Here is a 14,460-nt window from a genome sequence, read left to right on the forward strand (position 1 = left end):
AAGGTTGGAATGTATGCGTTTTCACTTAACGGAAGGGGGAAATTTCGGTGAAAAACTTCGGCAATCAAGTTCAGTTCACGGTCTACCAGCAACTGGAGGAGAACATCATCCCGGTTTCGTATGAGAAGCTGGAGGCCAAGGCGAAGGAGGAACTGGACGCCAAGCCTTACGACTACGTGGCGGCCTCCGCCGGCATCGAAGACACCGCAAAGGAGAACAACCTCGCGTTCAGGAAATGGAAGATCGTGCCCCGGATGCTCCGCGACACATCGGAACGGGATCTCAGCATCGAACTGTTCGGCCGGAAACTGAACGTGCCGATCCTGCTTGCGCCGATCGGAGTCCAGTCGATCGTCCACCCGCAGGGCGAGCTGGCATCGGCACGCGCCGCCGCCTCGATGGGCGTCCCGTTCGTGGCGAGCACGGCATCCACGTTCAGCCTCGAGAAGATCTCGGCCGAAACAGAAGGCGCCGAAAAGTGGTTCCAGCTTTATTGGAGCGCCGACCATGAACTCGCCGGAAGCATGGTAGAGCGGGCGGAGGCGACCGGCTACGGGGCGATCGTCGTTACGCTCGACACCCCGATGATGGGCTGGCGCGAAAAGGATATTCATCACGCCTACCTGCCGTTCCTCGAAGCGAAAGGGATCGGCAATTATCTCGAGGACCCGGTGTTCTGCTCAAGGCTTGAACGTTCGCCTCAGGAAGACATCCGCTCCGCGATCATGCACTGGGCGAAGGTGTTCGGAAACCCGTCACTCACATGGCGCGACCTCGAGTTCCTCCGCTCCCGGACAAGGCTGCCGATCCTCCTGAAAGGCGTCTTGCACCCAGATGACGCCAAACTCGCCCTCGACAGCGGCATCGACGGCCTCATCGTCAGCAATCACGGCGGGCGCCAGGTGGACGGGGCCATCACGGCGATCGACGCGCTTCCGGACATCGTCGACACCGTCCAGGGGGACATCCCCGTGCTCATGGACAGCGGCATCCGGCGCGGCGCCGACATCGTGAAAGCCATCGCCCTCGGTGCAAACGCCGTCCTCCTCGGCCGCCCGTACATGTACGGTCTCGCCCTCGCCGGCGAAGACGGCGTCCGCCAGGTGCTCCGCAACCTCATCGCCGACTTCGACCTGACAATGGCCCTGTCCGGGAACCGGTCGGTGTCGGAGTTGGGGCGGGGGTTGCTGAAGAGGTTGTGAACCTCGAAAAAGGATCTGCTAACTCGGGAAGAGAAAAGACGAGATTGCGCCGGGGAACCAGGCTGCATTCTCGTCTCTTTTGGATGGAGCGAAATTCAGGCCGCTTTCCTTGGGATCTCTATAAAAGCAATGCTTCTGAGGATAAAGATAACGCTCGCTCTGATAAAAGCAACGCTTCGCCGGATAAAGATAACGCTATTGCGGATAAAGGCAACGCTTCGCTCTGGTGAGGGGACGGATGGCTGTAAGGCGATTCAGAACGCGGCCGTCCAGCCGCCGTCTGCCACGATGACCGTCCCGTTCACAAAGCTGGAGTCATCCGAGGCGAGGAACAGGGCAACTGACCCGGATGATTTCATCCAAACTGAACCTTTTCAACTGCCAGTCCGCTGTATATGATTTTACCATTCAAAAAATTACAGCAGGGAAGGTATCCATCATGCAGAAAGCTCAAAGCATCCCGTCTTCTCCACGGGTGAAGACGCTCGACCTCATCATCTCCGCCATGCTCGTTGCCCTTGTCTTCGTGGCAACCATTTTCCTGAACATCAAGCTGCCGATCACCGCAAACGGCGGGCTTGTCCATCTCGGCACGGCGATGCTGTTCATCTCGTCCATGCTGTTCGGACCGAAGAAGGGTGCCATCGCCGGTGCGGTCGGAATGGGACTGTTCGATCTCATTTCAGGATGGACTTTGTGGGCGCCGTTCACTCTCCTCACACGCGGGCTCCAGGGATACATCGTCGGCAAGATCGCCTGGTCGGGCGGCCGAAAAGGCAGCAGTCCGGTGTTCAACCTGATCGCCGCCGTCGTGTCTGTTCCGTTCATGCTGGGCGGCTATTATCTTTGCGAAGGCATCCTGTTCAGCAACTGGATCATCCCGGCGGCCTCGATCCCGGGGAATATCACCCAAAACGTCGTCGGCCTCATCGTCGCGATCCCAGTCTGCATTGCCCTGAAGAAAACGCCGCTGTTCAAGTGAAAACAGGCGCTCCGGAGAGCAGGCGAAAACCGCACTCCGGAACGCCTTTTTGATTAAATTGCAACATAGGGCACCGATTTAAAGTATGGAGGCCGGAATTACAATATGGAGCTCCGATTTAAAATATAGAACCTAGAATTACAATATGGACCTCTGATTTAAAATATGGAAGCCGGATTTACAATATGGAACACCGATTTAAAATATAGAACCTAAAATTACAATATGGAACTCCGATTTAAAGTATGGAACCTAGAATTGCAATATGGAGCTCCGATTTAAAATATGGAACCTAGAATTACAATATGGAGCTCCGATTTAAAATATAGAACTTAGAATTGCAATATGGAGCTCCGATTTAAAGTATGGAACCTAAAATTACAATATGGAGCTCCGATTTAAAATATGGAACTTAGAATTACAATATGGAGCTCCGATTTAAAATATGGAGCTTAAAATTCCAACATGGAGCTTCAATTTGAAATATGGAACTGCCCTTGGCTGCTTGCATCGCAGAATCCGCCCACTAAATCACCCTCAATCACTAAAAAAAGGAGAAAGGCCCCCAAAACGGGCCTTTCTCCTTTTACTTTTAATTAATTATGCACGGCTTCGTCGTTTTTCTTGTTGAGTTCAAGCGACTCGGAGGTGGCGGCGAAGATTTCGCGGAAGAGGTCCGGGTTGTCGGCGAGCGAAATGCCGTAGGACGGAACCATTTCCTTGATCTTCGGCTCCCACTCTTCCATGCGTTCAGGGAAGCACTTGTTGAAGATTTCGAGCATGACGTGAACGGCCGTGGAGGCACCCGGCGATGCGCCGAGGAGGGCCGCGACCGATCCGTTGGCGCCGGTGACGATTTCCGTGCCGAATTGGAGCGTGCCCTTGCCACCGGCTTCGGTGTCCTTAATGACCTGGACGCGCTGGCCTGCAACGACGACGCTCCAGTCTTCGAGCTTCGCGGTCGGGATGAATTCGCGCATCTCTTCAACGCGTTTTTCATTCGACAGCATGAGCTGTTCGACCAGGTACTTCGTGAGCTTCATTTCCTTCGCGCCCGCCGCGAGCATCGTGAAGACGTTGTTCGGCTTCACGGACGTGATGAGGTCCATGTAGGAGCCCGTCTTCAGGAACTTCGGCGAGAAGCCCGCAAACGGACCGAACAGGAGCGATTTCTTGCCGTCGATAAAGCGGGTGTCGAGGTGAGGCACCGACATCGGCGGAGCGCCGACCTTCGCCTTGCCGTATACTTTGGCGTTATGCTCCTCGATCACATTCGGATCGTTGCAGACGAGGAACAGGCCGCTGACCGGGAATCCGCCGATATGCTTCGACTCCGGAATGCCGGTCTTCTGGAGCAGGTGGAGACTTCCGCCGCCGGCTCCGATGAACACGAACTTCGCCGTATGTGTTTCGAGCCTGTTGCCGTCGAGGTCCCGGACCTTCACTTCCCAGGAACCTTCAGGCGTCTGCTTCAGGTCATCGACGGAGTGGCGGTAGTTCAGCTCCACTCCCTCGTTTTCCAAGTGGTCAAACAGAATCCTCGTAAGAGCGCCGAAGTTGACGTCCGTTCCGGAATCAATCTTCGTTGCCGCAATCGGCTCGTCCGGATTCCGGCCTTCCATCATGAGGGGAATCCATTGCTTGAGCTGCTCCGGATCTTCGGAGAACTCCATGCCTTCAAAGAGCGGATGATCTTTCAGGACCTCATGGCGCTTCTTCAGGAAGTTGATATCATCCCGGCCCTCGACAAAGCTCATGTGGGGGAGGGGCATGATGAACTCATGCGGGTTCTGGATCAGGTTCCGGTCGACCAAGTACGACCAGAACTGGCGGGACAGCTGGAACTGCTCGTTGACCTTGACGGCCTTTGTGATGTCGAGCGTGCCGTCCGCCTTTTCAGGTGTATAGTTCAGTTCGCACAGGGCGGAGTGGCCCGTGCCCGCGTTGTTCCATTCATTCGAGCTTTCTACGCCCGGCTCCGCCAGCTTCTCGAACACTTTGATTTCCCATTCGGGTGCCAGTTCCTTCAGCATCGAACCCAGCGTGGCACTCATGATTCCTGCACCGATTAAGATCACATCTGTCTTCTTGTTTATGCTGCTCATGACAACCTTCCTTATCCCTTATATTTGCAAAAGAGTGTATCCAACTGTTTCGGTGCCAGAACTTGAGACACCACCGAAAAAACATTCCATCCTATATTATAACAAGCCGGTGCCGAGAATGATTGATTTTTGTCTGAAATAGCGATATTAGAATTATATCCTGTTTTCAGCAGGCAAAAAAGCGAGAAGTCTTTCCTGCTGTTCCCATTATAGAGCCTGGTAAACAGCCTGTCCTGTCATCAAACAGAACCGGCAATCTTGACAGGAACGGGTCCAGAATAGAAAAAGCAATGCCGCCGGAGAATTCCGGACCCGGCATTGCTCGGCATTGGATTTATCGTCACTTATGATACGGCTCATGCTTCAGGATTTTGAACGCCCGGTACACCTGCTCGAGCAGGATCAGCTTCATGAGCTGATGGGGGAAGGTCATGCGTGAAAAGCTCAGCTGCTCATCGGCACGGCGCAATACATCCTCTTGAAGGCCGAGCGAGCCGCCGATCACAAAGACGATTTTGCTTTTCCCGTAGGTCATGAGAGACTCCAGCCGATCAGCCAGCTCTTCGGAGGATTTCTGCTTCCCGTTGATCGTCAGTGCGATCACATGGGCATCCGGCGGGAGTTTCGACAAAATCCGTTCCGCTTCCTTCTTCTTCACCATTTCCATCTCGGCCCCGCTCAGCTGCTCGGGCGCTTTTTCGTCCGCTACTTCCACCAAATCGATTTTAGTATACGGCCGCAACCGTTTTTCGTACTCCTCGATGCCTGATTTCAGATATTTTTCCTTGAGCTTTCCGACTGTCACAATTGTAATACTCACAGCTTGTCCACCTTCATGTTTAAGGTTATTCACAGCATTTATGCACATATCCACAGGAGTAAACAACATATGGTGTCCGACTATGCGTTCGCCACAACATATATAGCGGGCTGTGAACAATACTCGCAAGGTGTGGATAACTCTTCTCCTCCGGGGATTTCCTCCATCACCGGAAAGCTCTCCGTCCGGGCGGTGACTTCGTCCAAAGCCCGGTATATATGGGTTTCACAGCTGTTGACCTTCAAGGTTTCCATCTTGTCATGCCTCCTTTTTCGATATAAAGTTATGAACATTCACACTGACTTATCCACAATGTGCATATTGCAACGATCAAACTGAAAAGAATGGGCAGCCGGTCGACTTATCCCCCGGTCTGCCCTTTGTGGATATTAATATTTGTAACATTCGATGAAAAGTTCAGTCTATTAGTTGCAGAATGCTACAATGTCAGTTCGACTTCCTCATGTTTGCCGTTCCGGTAGAGCCCGACCTTCATCTTGTCGCCCGGCTTCTTTTCATTATACAAGTGTTTGCGGAGTTCGATCATATCCGCCACATTTTTTCCGTCCAGCTCCGTAATGACATCGAAGCGCTGCAGGCCGGCCTTGGCTGCAGGCGATCCCTGCGAGATCTCATCCACAACGACTCCTGCGGTCACGTCTTCGGGCAGTTTCAATGTTTCCCTCTGATGAACGGCCGGAACATCGATCAAGTCGATCAGCGTGACCCCCATCTGTGCCCGGCGGACTTCCCCGTGCTCTTCCAGATCTTTGATGATCGGCTCCGCCGAGTTGATCGGGATGGCCAGACCGATCCCTTCCACCGTCTCTTCCGATATTTTCATCGAGTTGATGCCGACAAGCTGGCCGGCGAGGTTGACGAGCGCACCGCCGGAGTTGCCCGGATTGATCGCCGCATCGGTCTGGAGGACCTCGGCGTTCCAGTCCACCCGGTTATCGCCGTTCAGGTCAATCGGAATCGAGCGGTTCGTTCCGGAAATGACGCCCACTGTGACCGAGCCCGAGAATCCGAGGCCGAGCGGATTGCCGATTGCAATCACGGTCTCCCCGCGCTTCAGGGCGTCGGAATCGCCGAATTCGATGACGTCCTTCACATCCGCATCATCCATCTCAACGACGGCGAGGTCTGTCCAGATGTCTGTGCCGAGCAGTTTCCCCTCGGCCTTTGTCCCGTCGTCCAGCGTGATTTCAAGCTGGGTCGCTTTTTCGACGACGTGATTGTTCGTCACGAGATAGGCCTTGCCGTCCTTCTTCTTGTAGATGACCCCGGAACCCACTCCGACCGGCACCGGCTCCGTCGCATTGTTCGTCCAGTAATCACCGGACGTCTGGAGGTTCGTCACCCCGACGACCGCAGATGATGTCTCTTCCACCGCTTCGGTGATTCCGGTGTTGATATCCATCGAGACGGACTTTGTTTTCTTGCCGGAGGCCGCGGTTTCGGTGGCCTCGGCCTGCTTGCCGTCCGCCTCTTCGTTGCTATCCGGCCCATCGGCCGTGCTGTCCGGCATAAGGCAGCCCTGCAGCAGCATGGCCGTCAGGACGGCGCCCGCCGCTCCTGTCATCCGCCGCACATTTCCATTCGGTTTCTGCATCGCAATCCTTCCTTCCATTGGTCTGACTGCCATTAGATTACCCGAATCGGCCGGTTCGAACACAACGGACCGGGAGCAAAACAGGCCGGGCGCCGGAAAAGGAAGCGCAGTACCGAAAAAAAGCCCGCCCCCGCGAAAGGGACAGGCCTCATTCTCAGACCGGGACGAGCTCGGTCGGCTGTTCGGCATCCGTATCAAACAGATTGACGAATTCCCCGACCCGGATTCCGCATGTCTCTAATGTCTGGGCGACGCTCAGCCTCGCCAGGTCCTTCATATTGTTGTCTTTCGAAAGGTGGGAAAGATAGATGCTCGTCTCTTTCTGCCCCACGACCTCGCTCATCGCGACCGCCGCGTCCTCGTTGGACACGTGGCCGACATCGCTCAGGATCCTGCGCTTGATGTTCCATGGATACCGGCCCATCTGAAGCATGCTGACGTCATGGTTGCTTTCGAATACGTAGGCATCCGCTCCGCTGATCCAGCCCTTCATGCGGTCACTGACGTAGCCGGTGTCCGTGATGAGGACGAGCTTGCGGCCGCCTTCGTGGAAAATATAGAACATCGGGTCCGCCGCATCATGGGAGACGGCAAACGACTGGATATCGAAGCTGCCGATCGTCTTCACCGTCTCCATGTCGAAGATGAATTTCTGGTCCGTCGGAATCTCACCGACGAGGCCGTCCATCGCCTTCCACGTCTTTTCATTGGCATAGACCGGCACGCCGTACTTCCGTGCCGCCACGCCAAGTCCCCGAATATGGTCGCTATGTTCATGGGTGACGAAAATGCCGTCAATCTTCTTCATATCGCGTCCGGCCTGGCCGAGAAGCTTTTCGAGCTTCCGGTTGCTCAGGCCCGCGTCGACGAGAAAGGCATGTTCGTCGTTCTCGATGTAAATGGAATTGCCCGTGCTGCCACTGGCCAATACACTGAAACGCATGTCCGGCCTGCCTCCTAACCGTCTTCCCCGCTGATCTGCTCAGGAAGCTTATCCAGGATCTTACCGTCGACTGCGTTGACAAAGTAGTCTTCGGTAGCCCCGTCATTCAATTTTACATGAATATGCCAGGTCGGGGCAAACACTTGCGTCTGGGTGAGCATCACAAGCGGAGAATAGCCCATCTCGACCTTCGTAATCTCGGAATCCGTTTTCAGCATCCCTTTGGAATAAAGGGCATTGATCGCCTGGATCGGCGGGAACAGGTCCTTCTCCTCGTTGGACGGGACGAGCTCGTCCATCATCTTCTGGACATAATCCGTCACTTCCAGATCCTCGTTCCAGTTCACGACGAGCGTCGAATTGGCATTGAAGTAGATCGGGTAGGGCCCGATCTGCTGAAAGAAAACGGCTTCCCTTTTTTTCTCGTTGGATTTCCAGAGCGTATAAGACGTCCCGCCCTTCACATGCTTCCCGAGGAATTCCGAGAAATCGAGGGAGTCGCCTTCACCTTTGATACTCACCGGTTTCTTGAGTTCGGCTTCCACGACGCTGCCGTCCTCCAGGAGCCGGATTTCCTGGTCGTTCAGATCCTTCTGGAGCTCTGGGCCGAATATCCGGCCCTCTCCGGAAACGTAGGAGGCATTGGCAATCTCGGGAAGCTTCTGGTAGGTGATGCCGTCGTTCTTCAGACGATCTTCGATCTTCGTCTCGCCGAGCACTTCCAGCCGCTGGAGCTCCGTGAAGCGGTTTACGTAGAGTGAATAGAGGAAGACGTTCAGGACGGCGAACACGATGATGAAAATCGTCTTCGTCTTACTCCAGTCCATTCGCCGCACCCCCCTCTTCCGGCTTCACTTGCTTCCACGTGCCATTCTCCTTGTAATACCAGGCGGGCTCGAGCAGGTACAGGTTCGCCTGCTCGCCCTGCCGCATCGTATAACCCTGCATGATTTCGCCGATTTCCGAGAAGTCATCACCTTTTTTGGCGCGGAGCCATTCCGCCGCATCGGTCCCGGCCTCCAGGATGCTCTGACCCTTGCCCGGAAACGGTCCGTCCAACGAGTAATACGGGCGCATGTACCGGAAAATCCGCCCGTCCCCCCATACTTGGGTGATGTGTGTCCAGGTTGTATTGCTGAACACCGGATAACCGCGCAGCTGGAGACGGAACTCGACCTGTCTTTTGATCGGATCCATTGCGGCGAATACGAAATCATTCGTCCAGCCGCCGTGCTGGTTGATGAAGTCGAGACTCCCCAGCAGCAACTCAGACGGAATCGACACTTCCTTGTTCTCGGCGTTCGTATGTGGATAGACGTACGAGAGCGTCTTCATGCAAGTGTCGACCGACATGATGGCGGCGTTGTCCGAATACTCTTCCCTGCATGATCCGCCCTGCTCGCGTTTCACCGTATTTTTGTCCCCGAACAATGCACGCCGGAACTGGGAGGGGCTCACTTCTTCCATCAGGTAGTTGAGCTCGTCAACCGATGCCGGTTCGTCCGGAAGGTAAAGCGAACGGGCGCCCTGCCGCTTCACTACGGCATAAGAAGGAAATGTTTCTGCCCGGGTCAAGAATTCATTCAATTTCGCCTGCTCGACGCCACGGGCCATGGCCGTGAACATCCGGCCGCCTTCTCCTCCGGCAAAATGAACCGCGATGCGCCCCGATGCATCCGGCTTTTCGATGATGATGCGCTCAAATGACGATTCGTTGGACACCGAATCGGTGAACTTGAACAGATTGTCGATGACGCCGAACGGAATCGGAGCCGGGAAGAACAGGACGAGCCTTCCCGGCTTGCCGACGATTTCGTTCAGGTCGGCGGCCGTCACTTCCGGATCGGAGAGAGTCAGGTCCTGGAAGGTCCATGTTTTCACATTATCCACGAACTCCCCGAGCACTTTCTGGTCGGTCGTCCCCTTTAGCCCTTCTTCCGAATTGGCCAAAAGCTTGTACGGCTTGATGATGTCTTCGATTTTTCTCTTGTCCGCAATGGAGACGTCCGCGGTCGGCGCTTTTTCAATCGGCTCGTAGTTGGGCTTGTACGTCCAGATCGAGAACGTCAGCGTGACGCTCAGGACGATCAGAAGGATCAGCACGGCCGATTTGACTTGTTCGACGTATTTCAATCCCACTCACCTGCCTCTTCCAGCTCGAACGGCAGGGTGAAGAAGACCGTCGTCCCTCTGCCTTCCTCGCTCTCGGCCCATATATCCCCGCCGTGCGCATTGATCATTTCCTTGGCGATGGCAAGTCCCAGGCCCGTGCCGCCCATCGCGCGGGAGCGGGCCTTGTCGGCGCGGTAGAACCGCTCGAAGATCCGCTTGACGTTCGCTTCCGGGATGCCCATCCCGTCATCGGAGACGGACACCTTCAGACGTTCTTCTTCCACGAGGACGGAAAACTGGACATTCCCGCCGTCCGGTGAGTATTTCAGGGCATTCGAAATGATGTTGTCGATGACCTGCGTCATTTTATCCATGTCGATTTCCGTGTAAAGCGGCCCCGGCGGAATCAGCCGGATGAACTGGACATCCTTCGACTTCATCAGTTCGAACCGGTCGATGATCCGGTGGAAGAACTTCACGAAGTCGACGATATCGATATTGAGTTCATATTCGCGGCTGTCCATGCGGGACAACTGCAGAAGGTCGGAAACGAGCCGGATCATCCGCTCCGTCTCGGTCTGTGTCACATGCAGGAAGGAAGGGGCGATCTCCTCATCCTTCCACGCTCCGTCCGCAAGCGCCTCGAGATAGCTTCTCATCGACGTGAGCGGGGTCCGGAGTTCATGGGAGACGTTGGAGACGAACTCCCGCCGCTCGATCTCGATTTTCTCCTGCTCGGTGATGTCGTGAAGCACGACGATCAGGCCGTTCACAAATCCGGTCTCTTTCTGGATGACCGAGAAGTTCGCCCGGAGGATGTACGGCTGATCGTCTGTGCTGAAGTCTATCGTCACCGGCTCTTTCTGATCGACCAGATCCTCGAATGTATACTCTTGTTCCAGGCCGAGCACAGCGGGGGCCGGCCGGTTCAGCACATGCTCCCTCGGAACGCCGAGCATGCCGAGCGCCGTATCATTGATCAGGATGATGCGGCCTTTCCGGTCGGTCGAAATCACTCCGTCCGTCATGTTCGAAAGGACGGACGCCAGTTTGCGGCGCTCGGACTCGGTGGAAGACTGGGCTTCCTGGAGACCCGTCGTCAGGTGGTTGAACGCCTTCGCCAGTTCCCCGATCTCATCCTGACCGTACACCCTGACCTTCCGGGCGAAGTTCCCTTTCGCCATGGCTGTCGCCTGCTTCGTCATGTCGGCGATCGGCCGGGTGATCGTCTGGGCGATCAGGATCCCGAGGACGATCGTGATGCCGAGGGAGAATGCCGTCCCGCCGGCCAGAATCTGGTTGATCTCATTGATCTGGCCGAATACCTTTTCGATGTTTGATTGAATGTAAAGGGAGGCGATCACTTCGCCGTCTGCAATGATCGGCTCCGCGAGCACCCATACGCGCTTGTTCGTCTTGTCGAGCACCGTGTTCTCGAATTCAGATTCTGCATTGATCGAGTTCCGGATCAGGTCAACGTTCGTCCGCTGCCCGACGAGCGTCTGGTTATCAAGCTCTGAAGTGGCGAGGATCCGGTATTTCGAGTCGATGACCCGCACTTCATTGATGTCATCGGAAGAAAAGCCCGACAGCACCGTCCGCAGGCTTTGTTCAAGCGTCGGGTCTTCCTCGGTCCGCTGTCTCAGCATTTCTTCCCTCACGCTGAATTCAAGCAGGTTCACCCGGTCTATGATGGAATTCTTGAAATTGTCATTGAGCGTCTGCTCCAGTTCCTTCGCGAAGTAGATGCCGATGATCTGCATGGCGATGAGAATGAGCAGGACGTATATAATGACGAACTTCACATGGATGGACCTGAAAAAACCGACTTTCTGCATCCTGGTTACTCCTGTTCAGGATTGCGCAAATAGTACCCCACTCCGCGGCGCGTCACGATCCAGGCCGGATGGCTCGGGTTGTCCTCGATCTTTTCGCGCAGCCGCCTGATGGTGACGTCGACTGTCCGCACATCTCCGAAATAGTCATAGCCCCAAACGGTCTGGAGCAGGTGTTCACGGGTCATCACCTGGCCGATATGCTTCGCCAGGTAATGAAGCAGTTCGAACTCGCGGTGGGTGAGCTCGATCTGGTCCCCCCGCTTGAGGACGAGGTAGGCATCCGGCTGGATCGTCAGGCTGCCGACGACGATATCGTTCGACGTTTCGCCTTCCTCTTCCGCCGGAGCGGCCTGATGCCGCCGCATGTTCGCCTTCACGCGGGCAATGAGTTCCCGTGTGCTGAACGGCTTCGTCACATAGTCGTCCGCACCGAGCTCAAGTCCGAGCACCTTGTCGATCTCCGAGTCTTTCGCCGTCAGCATGATGATCGGAAAATCGTATTTTTTTCTCAGTTCGCGACACACTTCCATGCCGTCCTTTTTCGGCAGCATAATATCAAGAAGAACGAGATCCGGCTGGACTTCTTCCGCCTTCTCGATCGCTTCTTCCCCGTCATAGGCCGTGACAACTGTATAGCCTTCTTTTTTAAGATTGAATTGGAGAATGTCCGCAATCGGTTTTTCATCGTCCACTACAAGAATCGTCTTATTCATGTAATTTTACTTCCCTTCTCCACATGGGATCGTTCTACGAATCCTTTATTCTTCCTATGCTATCATGACTTGCCCTGTTCCGCACCTGCCCGCCGTCACGAAGAAGACAGGGAAATATCCCCGCTGTTTATTTCCCGGGCAATATTCATCATTTCCCGCCTTATTTCCCGGTATTTCTGCATGGAAGAGCGGGATTTCCCGACAGGAACTGCGGAGTGATTAGAGAGGGTTGCAGAGAGGGGATTGCAGTTTCGAGTCTGTGCTGTGTCTTTTTGTGGAGATCATTAACGTTTCGGCTAAGTAAATTAACGTTTTGCCTTAGCAAATTAACGTTTCAACTTAGCAAATTAACGTTTCACCTTAGCAAATTAACGTCTCAGCTTAGCAAATTAACGTTTCACCTTAGATACACAACGTTTCAGCCCAGATAAACAACGTTCCGCTTCAGATACGCAACGTTTCGCCCCTCAAGAGAAAAGCACCCGTCTCTCTTCGAGAGACCGGGTGCTTCTTCGGTGCGCCGTTCATTGGCTGACGACGCTCAGTGGATTGATGAGGGCTCCGTTTTTCCTCACTTCGAAGTGAAGGTGCAGGCCGGTGGAGTGGCCGGTGGATCCCATGACGCCGATCTGGGTGCCCTGGGCGAGTTTCTGGCCCGGTTTGACATTGATTGAAGCGAGATGGGCATAGAGGGTCGTGTACCCGTTGCCGTGGTCGATCTCGATCCGGTTGCCGAATCCGCCGAGCGGCCCTGCGGCTTTCACGGTTCCGCCGTCTGCGGCCTGGATCGAGCGCCCGGATGGCCGGGCGATGTCGATGCCGTTGTGCTGGCGTCCCCATCGCGCGCCCATTTGGCTGGAGATGTAGCCGCCCTGTGCCGGCCAGATGAAACGTCCGGATCCTTTGCCGACGAGGACTTTCGTTCCTTTTCGGATGATCTCGTCAACCGGTTCGGCCAACACCTTTTCTTCCGTCACCTTGTCTTCGGTTTTGTCTCCGTTCATATAAAGCTTGACGGTCGTGACTTCTTTTTTCCCGTCGGTTCCCTGTTGTTTGACCTCAGTCTCCCCCTTGAGGAGGCTGGCGTCTTCTTCAGTCACCGTCCGGTGGGGAAGAGCTGCGGATTCTTTTGTCTCCCGGGTGACCGCCACCTGGACATACGGCTCGGTGCCCGGCACCTTCAGCACATCCCCCGGATGGATGAGGGAATTCGCGGTCATGCCCGAATTCAGCTCAAGCAGCCGGTCTGTCCTGATGCCGTGCTTTTTGGCGATGGTTTCCGGGGCGTCCCCCTGCAGGACGGTGTAGTCCTTTTCGACCGGCTTGCCGGCGAGGAGCTTTGCGGCCGCTTGTTCCGGATCCAGCACCCGTTCGGGAGCCGTGAATACGTCATCCGCCTGCAGATCGCCGAGCAGATTGATCCCGATCACGCGGGTTTCCCCTTCCGACAGAGGGGCGGGGGCCGCCTCGTCTTTCTGCATCAGCTCGTATGCCGCAAGCTCCTCTTTCGTCACGTGGGCCAGTTTCAGCTGTTTCAGGAGTTCGTCGAATGCGGCCCGGTCTTTGACGTGGACTGCCGTTTCGCCCCCGGTCACGACGGCAACCGCTTCCGTTTCCACGGCGACCCTGTTCTCGAGCTCCCTCTGGACGGTTTCCTCGTCATCCGCGGTTTTCTGTCCAAATACCTTTTCCTGGACCATGGACACGTCGCGCCCTGCCACCAGGTCCAGATCTGCATGCTCTTGCTTGACGGTCTGCAGCTTCTCATCTTTTACTTGTTCGATCATCCCGGGATCCGTCACAGTCCCGATGTATGTATCGCCTTGATAGACGTGATACTGATCGTGCAGGCTCTCCTTCGCAAAGCCGGTGCCGGTGAAGAGCATCAGGCCGAGGATGACCGCCATCCCCGTCCGTTTCGCTTTGAATGAAGTCTTTTTCCTGCCGTTTATCTGGTTATATGATGGTCGTTCTCTCTCTTTGTCGTTCATCTCATTCCCGTTTCCCTTTCTGTCTTCTCTCTATCTGTGGTTTTATATCTTGAAATCAACTTTCCCACCTTAACAGTTAATTAGGAAGGAAACAATGCACGTAAACAACTTGTAATCTAACTGTAAATCGTGCACCAAT

Annotated in this window: 13 protein-coding genes and 1 pseudogene; 3 read left to right on the top strand and 11 right to left on the bottom strand. The window is 55.0% G+C overall.

Going from position 1 to position 14,460, the window contains the following annotated elements; all coding sequences use genetic code 11:
• Nucleotides 1-47: 47 nt before the first annotated feature.
• On the top strand, nucleotides 48-1,202 hold the full coding sequence (locus BN1189_RS05535; protein ID WP_040226331.1) for a lactate 2-monooxygenase: 1,155 nt from the start codon (nucleotides 48-50) through the stop codon (nucleotides 1,200-1,202).
• Entirely contained in the window at nucleotides 1,199-1,432 is a 234-nt protein-coding gene (locus BN1189_RS15805; protein ID WP_143242247.1) for a hypothetical protein, read from the top strand. Before BN1189_RS05535 ends, BN1189_RS15805 begins: the two co-directional genes overlap by 4 nt.
• 24 nt (nucleotides 1,433-1,456) lie before the next feature.
• On the opposite strand, the pseudogene BN1189_RS05540 reads toward BN1189_RS15805, so the two are convergent.
• Nucleotides 1,457-1,543, bottom strand: a pseudogene (locus BN1189_RS05540) (SDR family oxidoreductase); the annotation flags it as partial.
• A gap of 98 nt (nucleotides 1,544-1,641) precedes the next feature.
• Here BN1189_RS05540 and BN1189_RS05545 point away from each other — a divergent pair.
• Nucleotides 1,642-2,184, top strand: coding sequence for an ECF transporter S component (locus tag BN1189_RS05545; RefSeq protein ID WP_040226333.1), 543 nt, complete (start codon nucleotides 1,642-1,644; stop codon nucleotides 2,182-2,184).
• A 596-nt stretch (nucleotides 2,185-2,780) separates the two neighbouring features.
• Here BN1189_RS05545 and BN1189_RS05550 read toward each other — a convergent pair.
• The 10 genes from BN1189_RS05550 to BN1189_RS05595 all read right to left on the bottom strand — a co-directional run bounded on the left by BN1189_RS05550 (nucleotide 2,781) and on the right by BN1189_RS05595 (nucleotide 14,321).
• Nucleotides 2,781-4,289, bottom strand: coding sequence for a malate:quinone oxidoreductase (locus tag BN1189_RS05550; RefSeq protein WP_040226335.1), 1,509 nt, complete (start codon nucleotides 4,287-4,289; stop codon nucleotides 2,781-2,783).
• A 340-nt stretch (nucleotides 4,290-4,629) separates the two neighbouring features.
• A complete protein-coding gene (gene rlmH, locus BN1189_RS05555) occupies nucleotides 4,630-5,109 on the bottom strand; it encodes a 23S rRNA (pseudouridine(1915)-N(3))-methyltransferase RlmH (protein WP_040226337.1) in 480 nt (159 codons plus the stop codon).
• Between the two features lie 80 nt (nucleotides 5,110-5,189).
• The gene (locus tag BN1189_RS05560) at nucleotides 5,190-5,402 is read right to left on the bottom strand and encodes a CxxH/CxxC protein (RefSeq protein WP_306610697.1); all 213 of its coding nucleotides are present in this window, start codon (nucleotides 5,400-5,402) and stop codon (nucleotides 5,190-5,192) included.
• Between the two features lie 146 nt (nucleotides 5,403-5,548).
• On the bottom strand, nucleotides 5,549-6,724 hold the full coding sequence (locus tag BN1189_RS05565) for a S1C family serine protease (protein ID WP_052455663.1): 1,176 nt from the start codon (nucleotides 6,722-6,724) through the stop codon (nucleotides 5,549-5,551).
• A gap of 154 nt (nucleotides 6,725-6,878) precedes the next feature.
• The gene (locus BN1189_RS05570) at nucleotides 6,879-7,667 is read right to left on the bottom strand and encodes an MBL fold metallo-hydrolase (RefSeq protein ID WP_040226340.1); all 789 of its coding nucleotides are present in this window, start codon (nucleotides 7,665-7,667) and stop codon (nucleotides 6,879-6,881) included.
• A 14-nt stretch (nucleotides 7,668-7,681) separates the two neighbouring features.
• Nucleotides 7,682-8,494, bottom strand: coding sequence for a two-component system regulatory protein YycI (locus tag BN1189_RS05575; protein ID WP_040226341.1), 813 nt, complete (start codon nucleotides 8,492-8,494; stop codon nucleotides 7,682-7,684).
• Nucleotides 8,481-9,806, bottom strand: a complete 1,326-nt coding sequence (locus BN1189_RS05580) for a YycH family regulatory protein (RefSeq protein WP_040226342.1) — start codon at nucleotides 9,804-9,806, stop codon at nucleotides 8,481-8,483. Before BN1189_RS05580 ends, BN1189_RS05575 begins: the two co-directional genes overlap by 14 nt.
• Nucleotides 9,797-11,617 (bottom strand): cell wall metabolism sensor histidine kinase WalK, encoded by a 1,821-nt coding sequence (walK, locus tag BN1189_RS05585; protein ID WP_040226345.1) that lies wholly within the window; start codon nucleotides 11,615-11,617, stop codon nucleotides 9,797-9,799. Before walK ends, BN1189_RS05580 begins: the two co-directional genes overlap by 10 nt.
• 5 nt (nucleotides 11,618-11,622) lie before the next feature.
• Nucleotides 11,623-12,330, bottom strand: coding sequence for a response regulator YycF (gene yycF, locus BN1189_RS05590; protein WP_040226348.1), 708 nt, complete (start codon nucleotides 12,328-12,330; stop codon nucleotides 11,623-11,625).
• A 524-nt stretch (nucleotides 12,331-12,854) separates the two neighbouring features.
• On the bottom strand, nucleotides 12,855-14,321 hold the full coding sequence (locus tag BN1189_RS05595; protein ID WP_040226349.1) for a M23 family metallopeptidase: 1,467 nt from the start codon (nucleotides 14,319-14,321) through the stop codon (nucleotides 12,855-12,857).
• Nucleotides 14,322-14,460 lie beyond the last annotated feature (139 nt).

Source organism: Bhargavaea cecembensis (assembly GCF_000826125.2).
GTDB classification, from domain to species: domain Bacteria; phylum Bacillota; class Bacilli; order Bacillales_A; family Planococcaceae; genus Bhargavaea; species Bhargavaea cecembensis_B.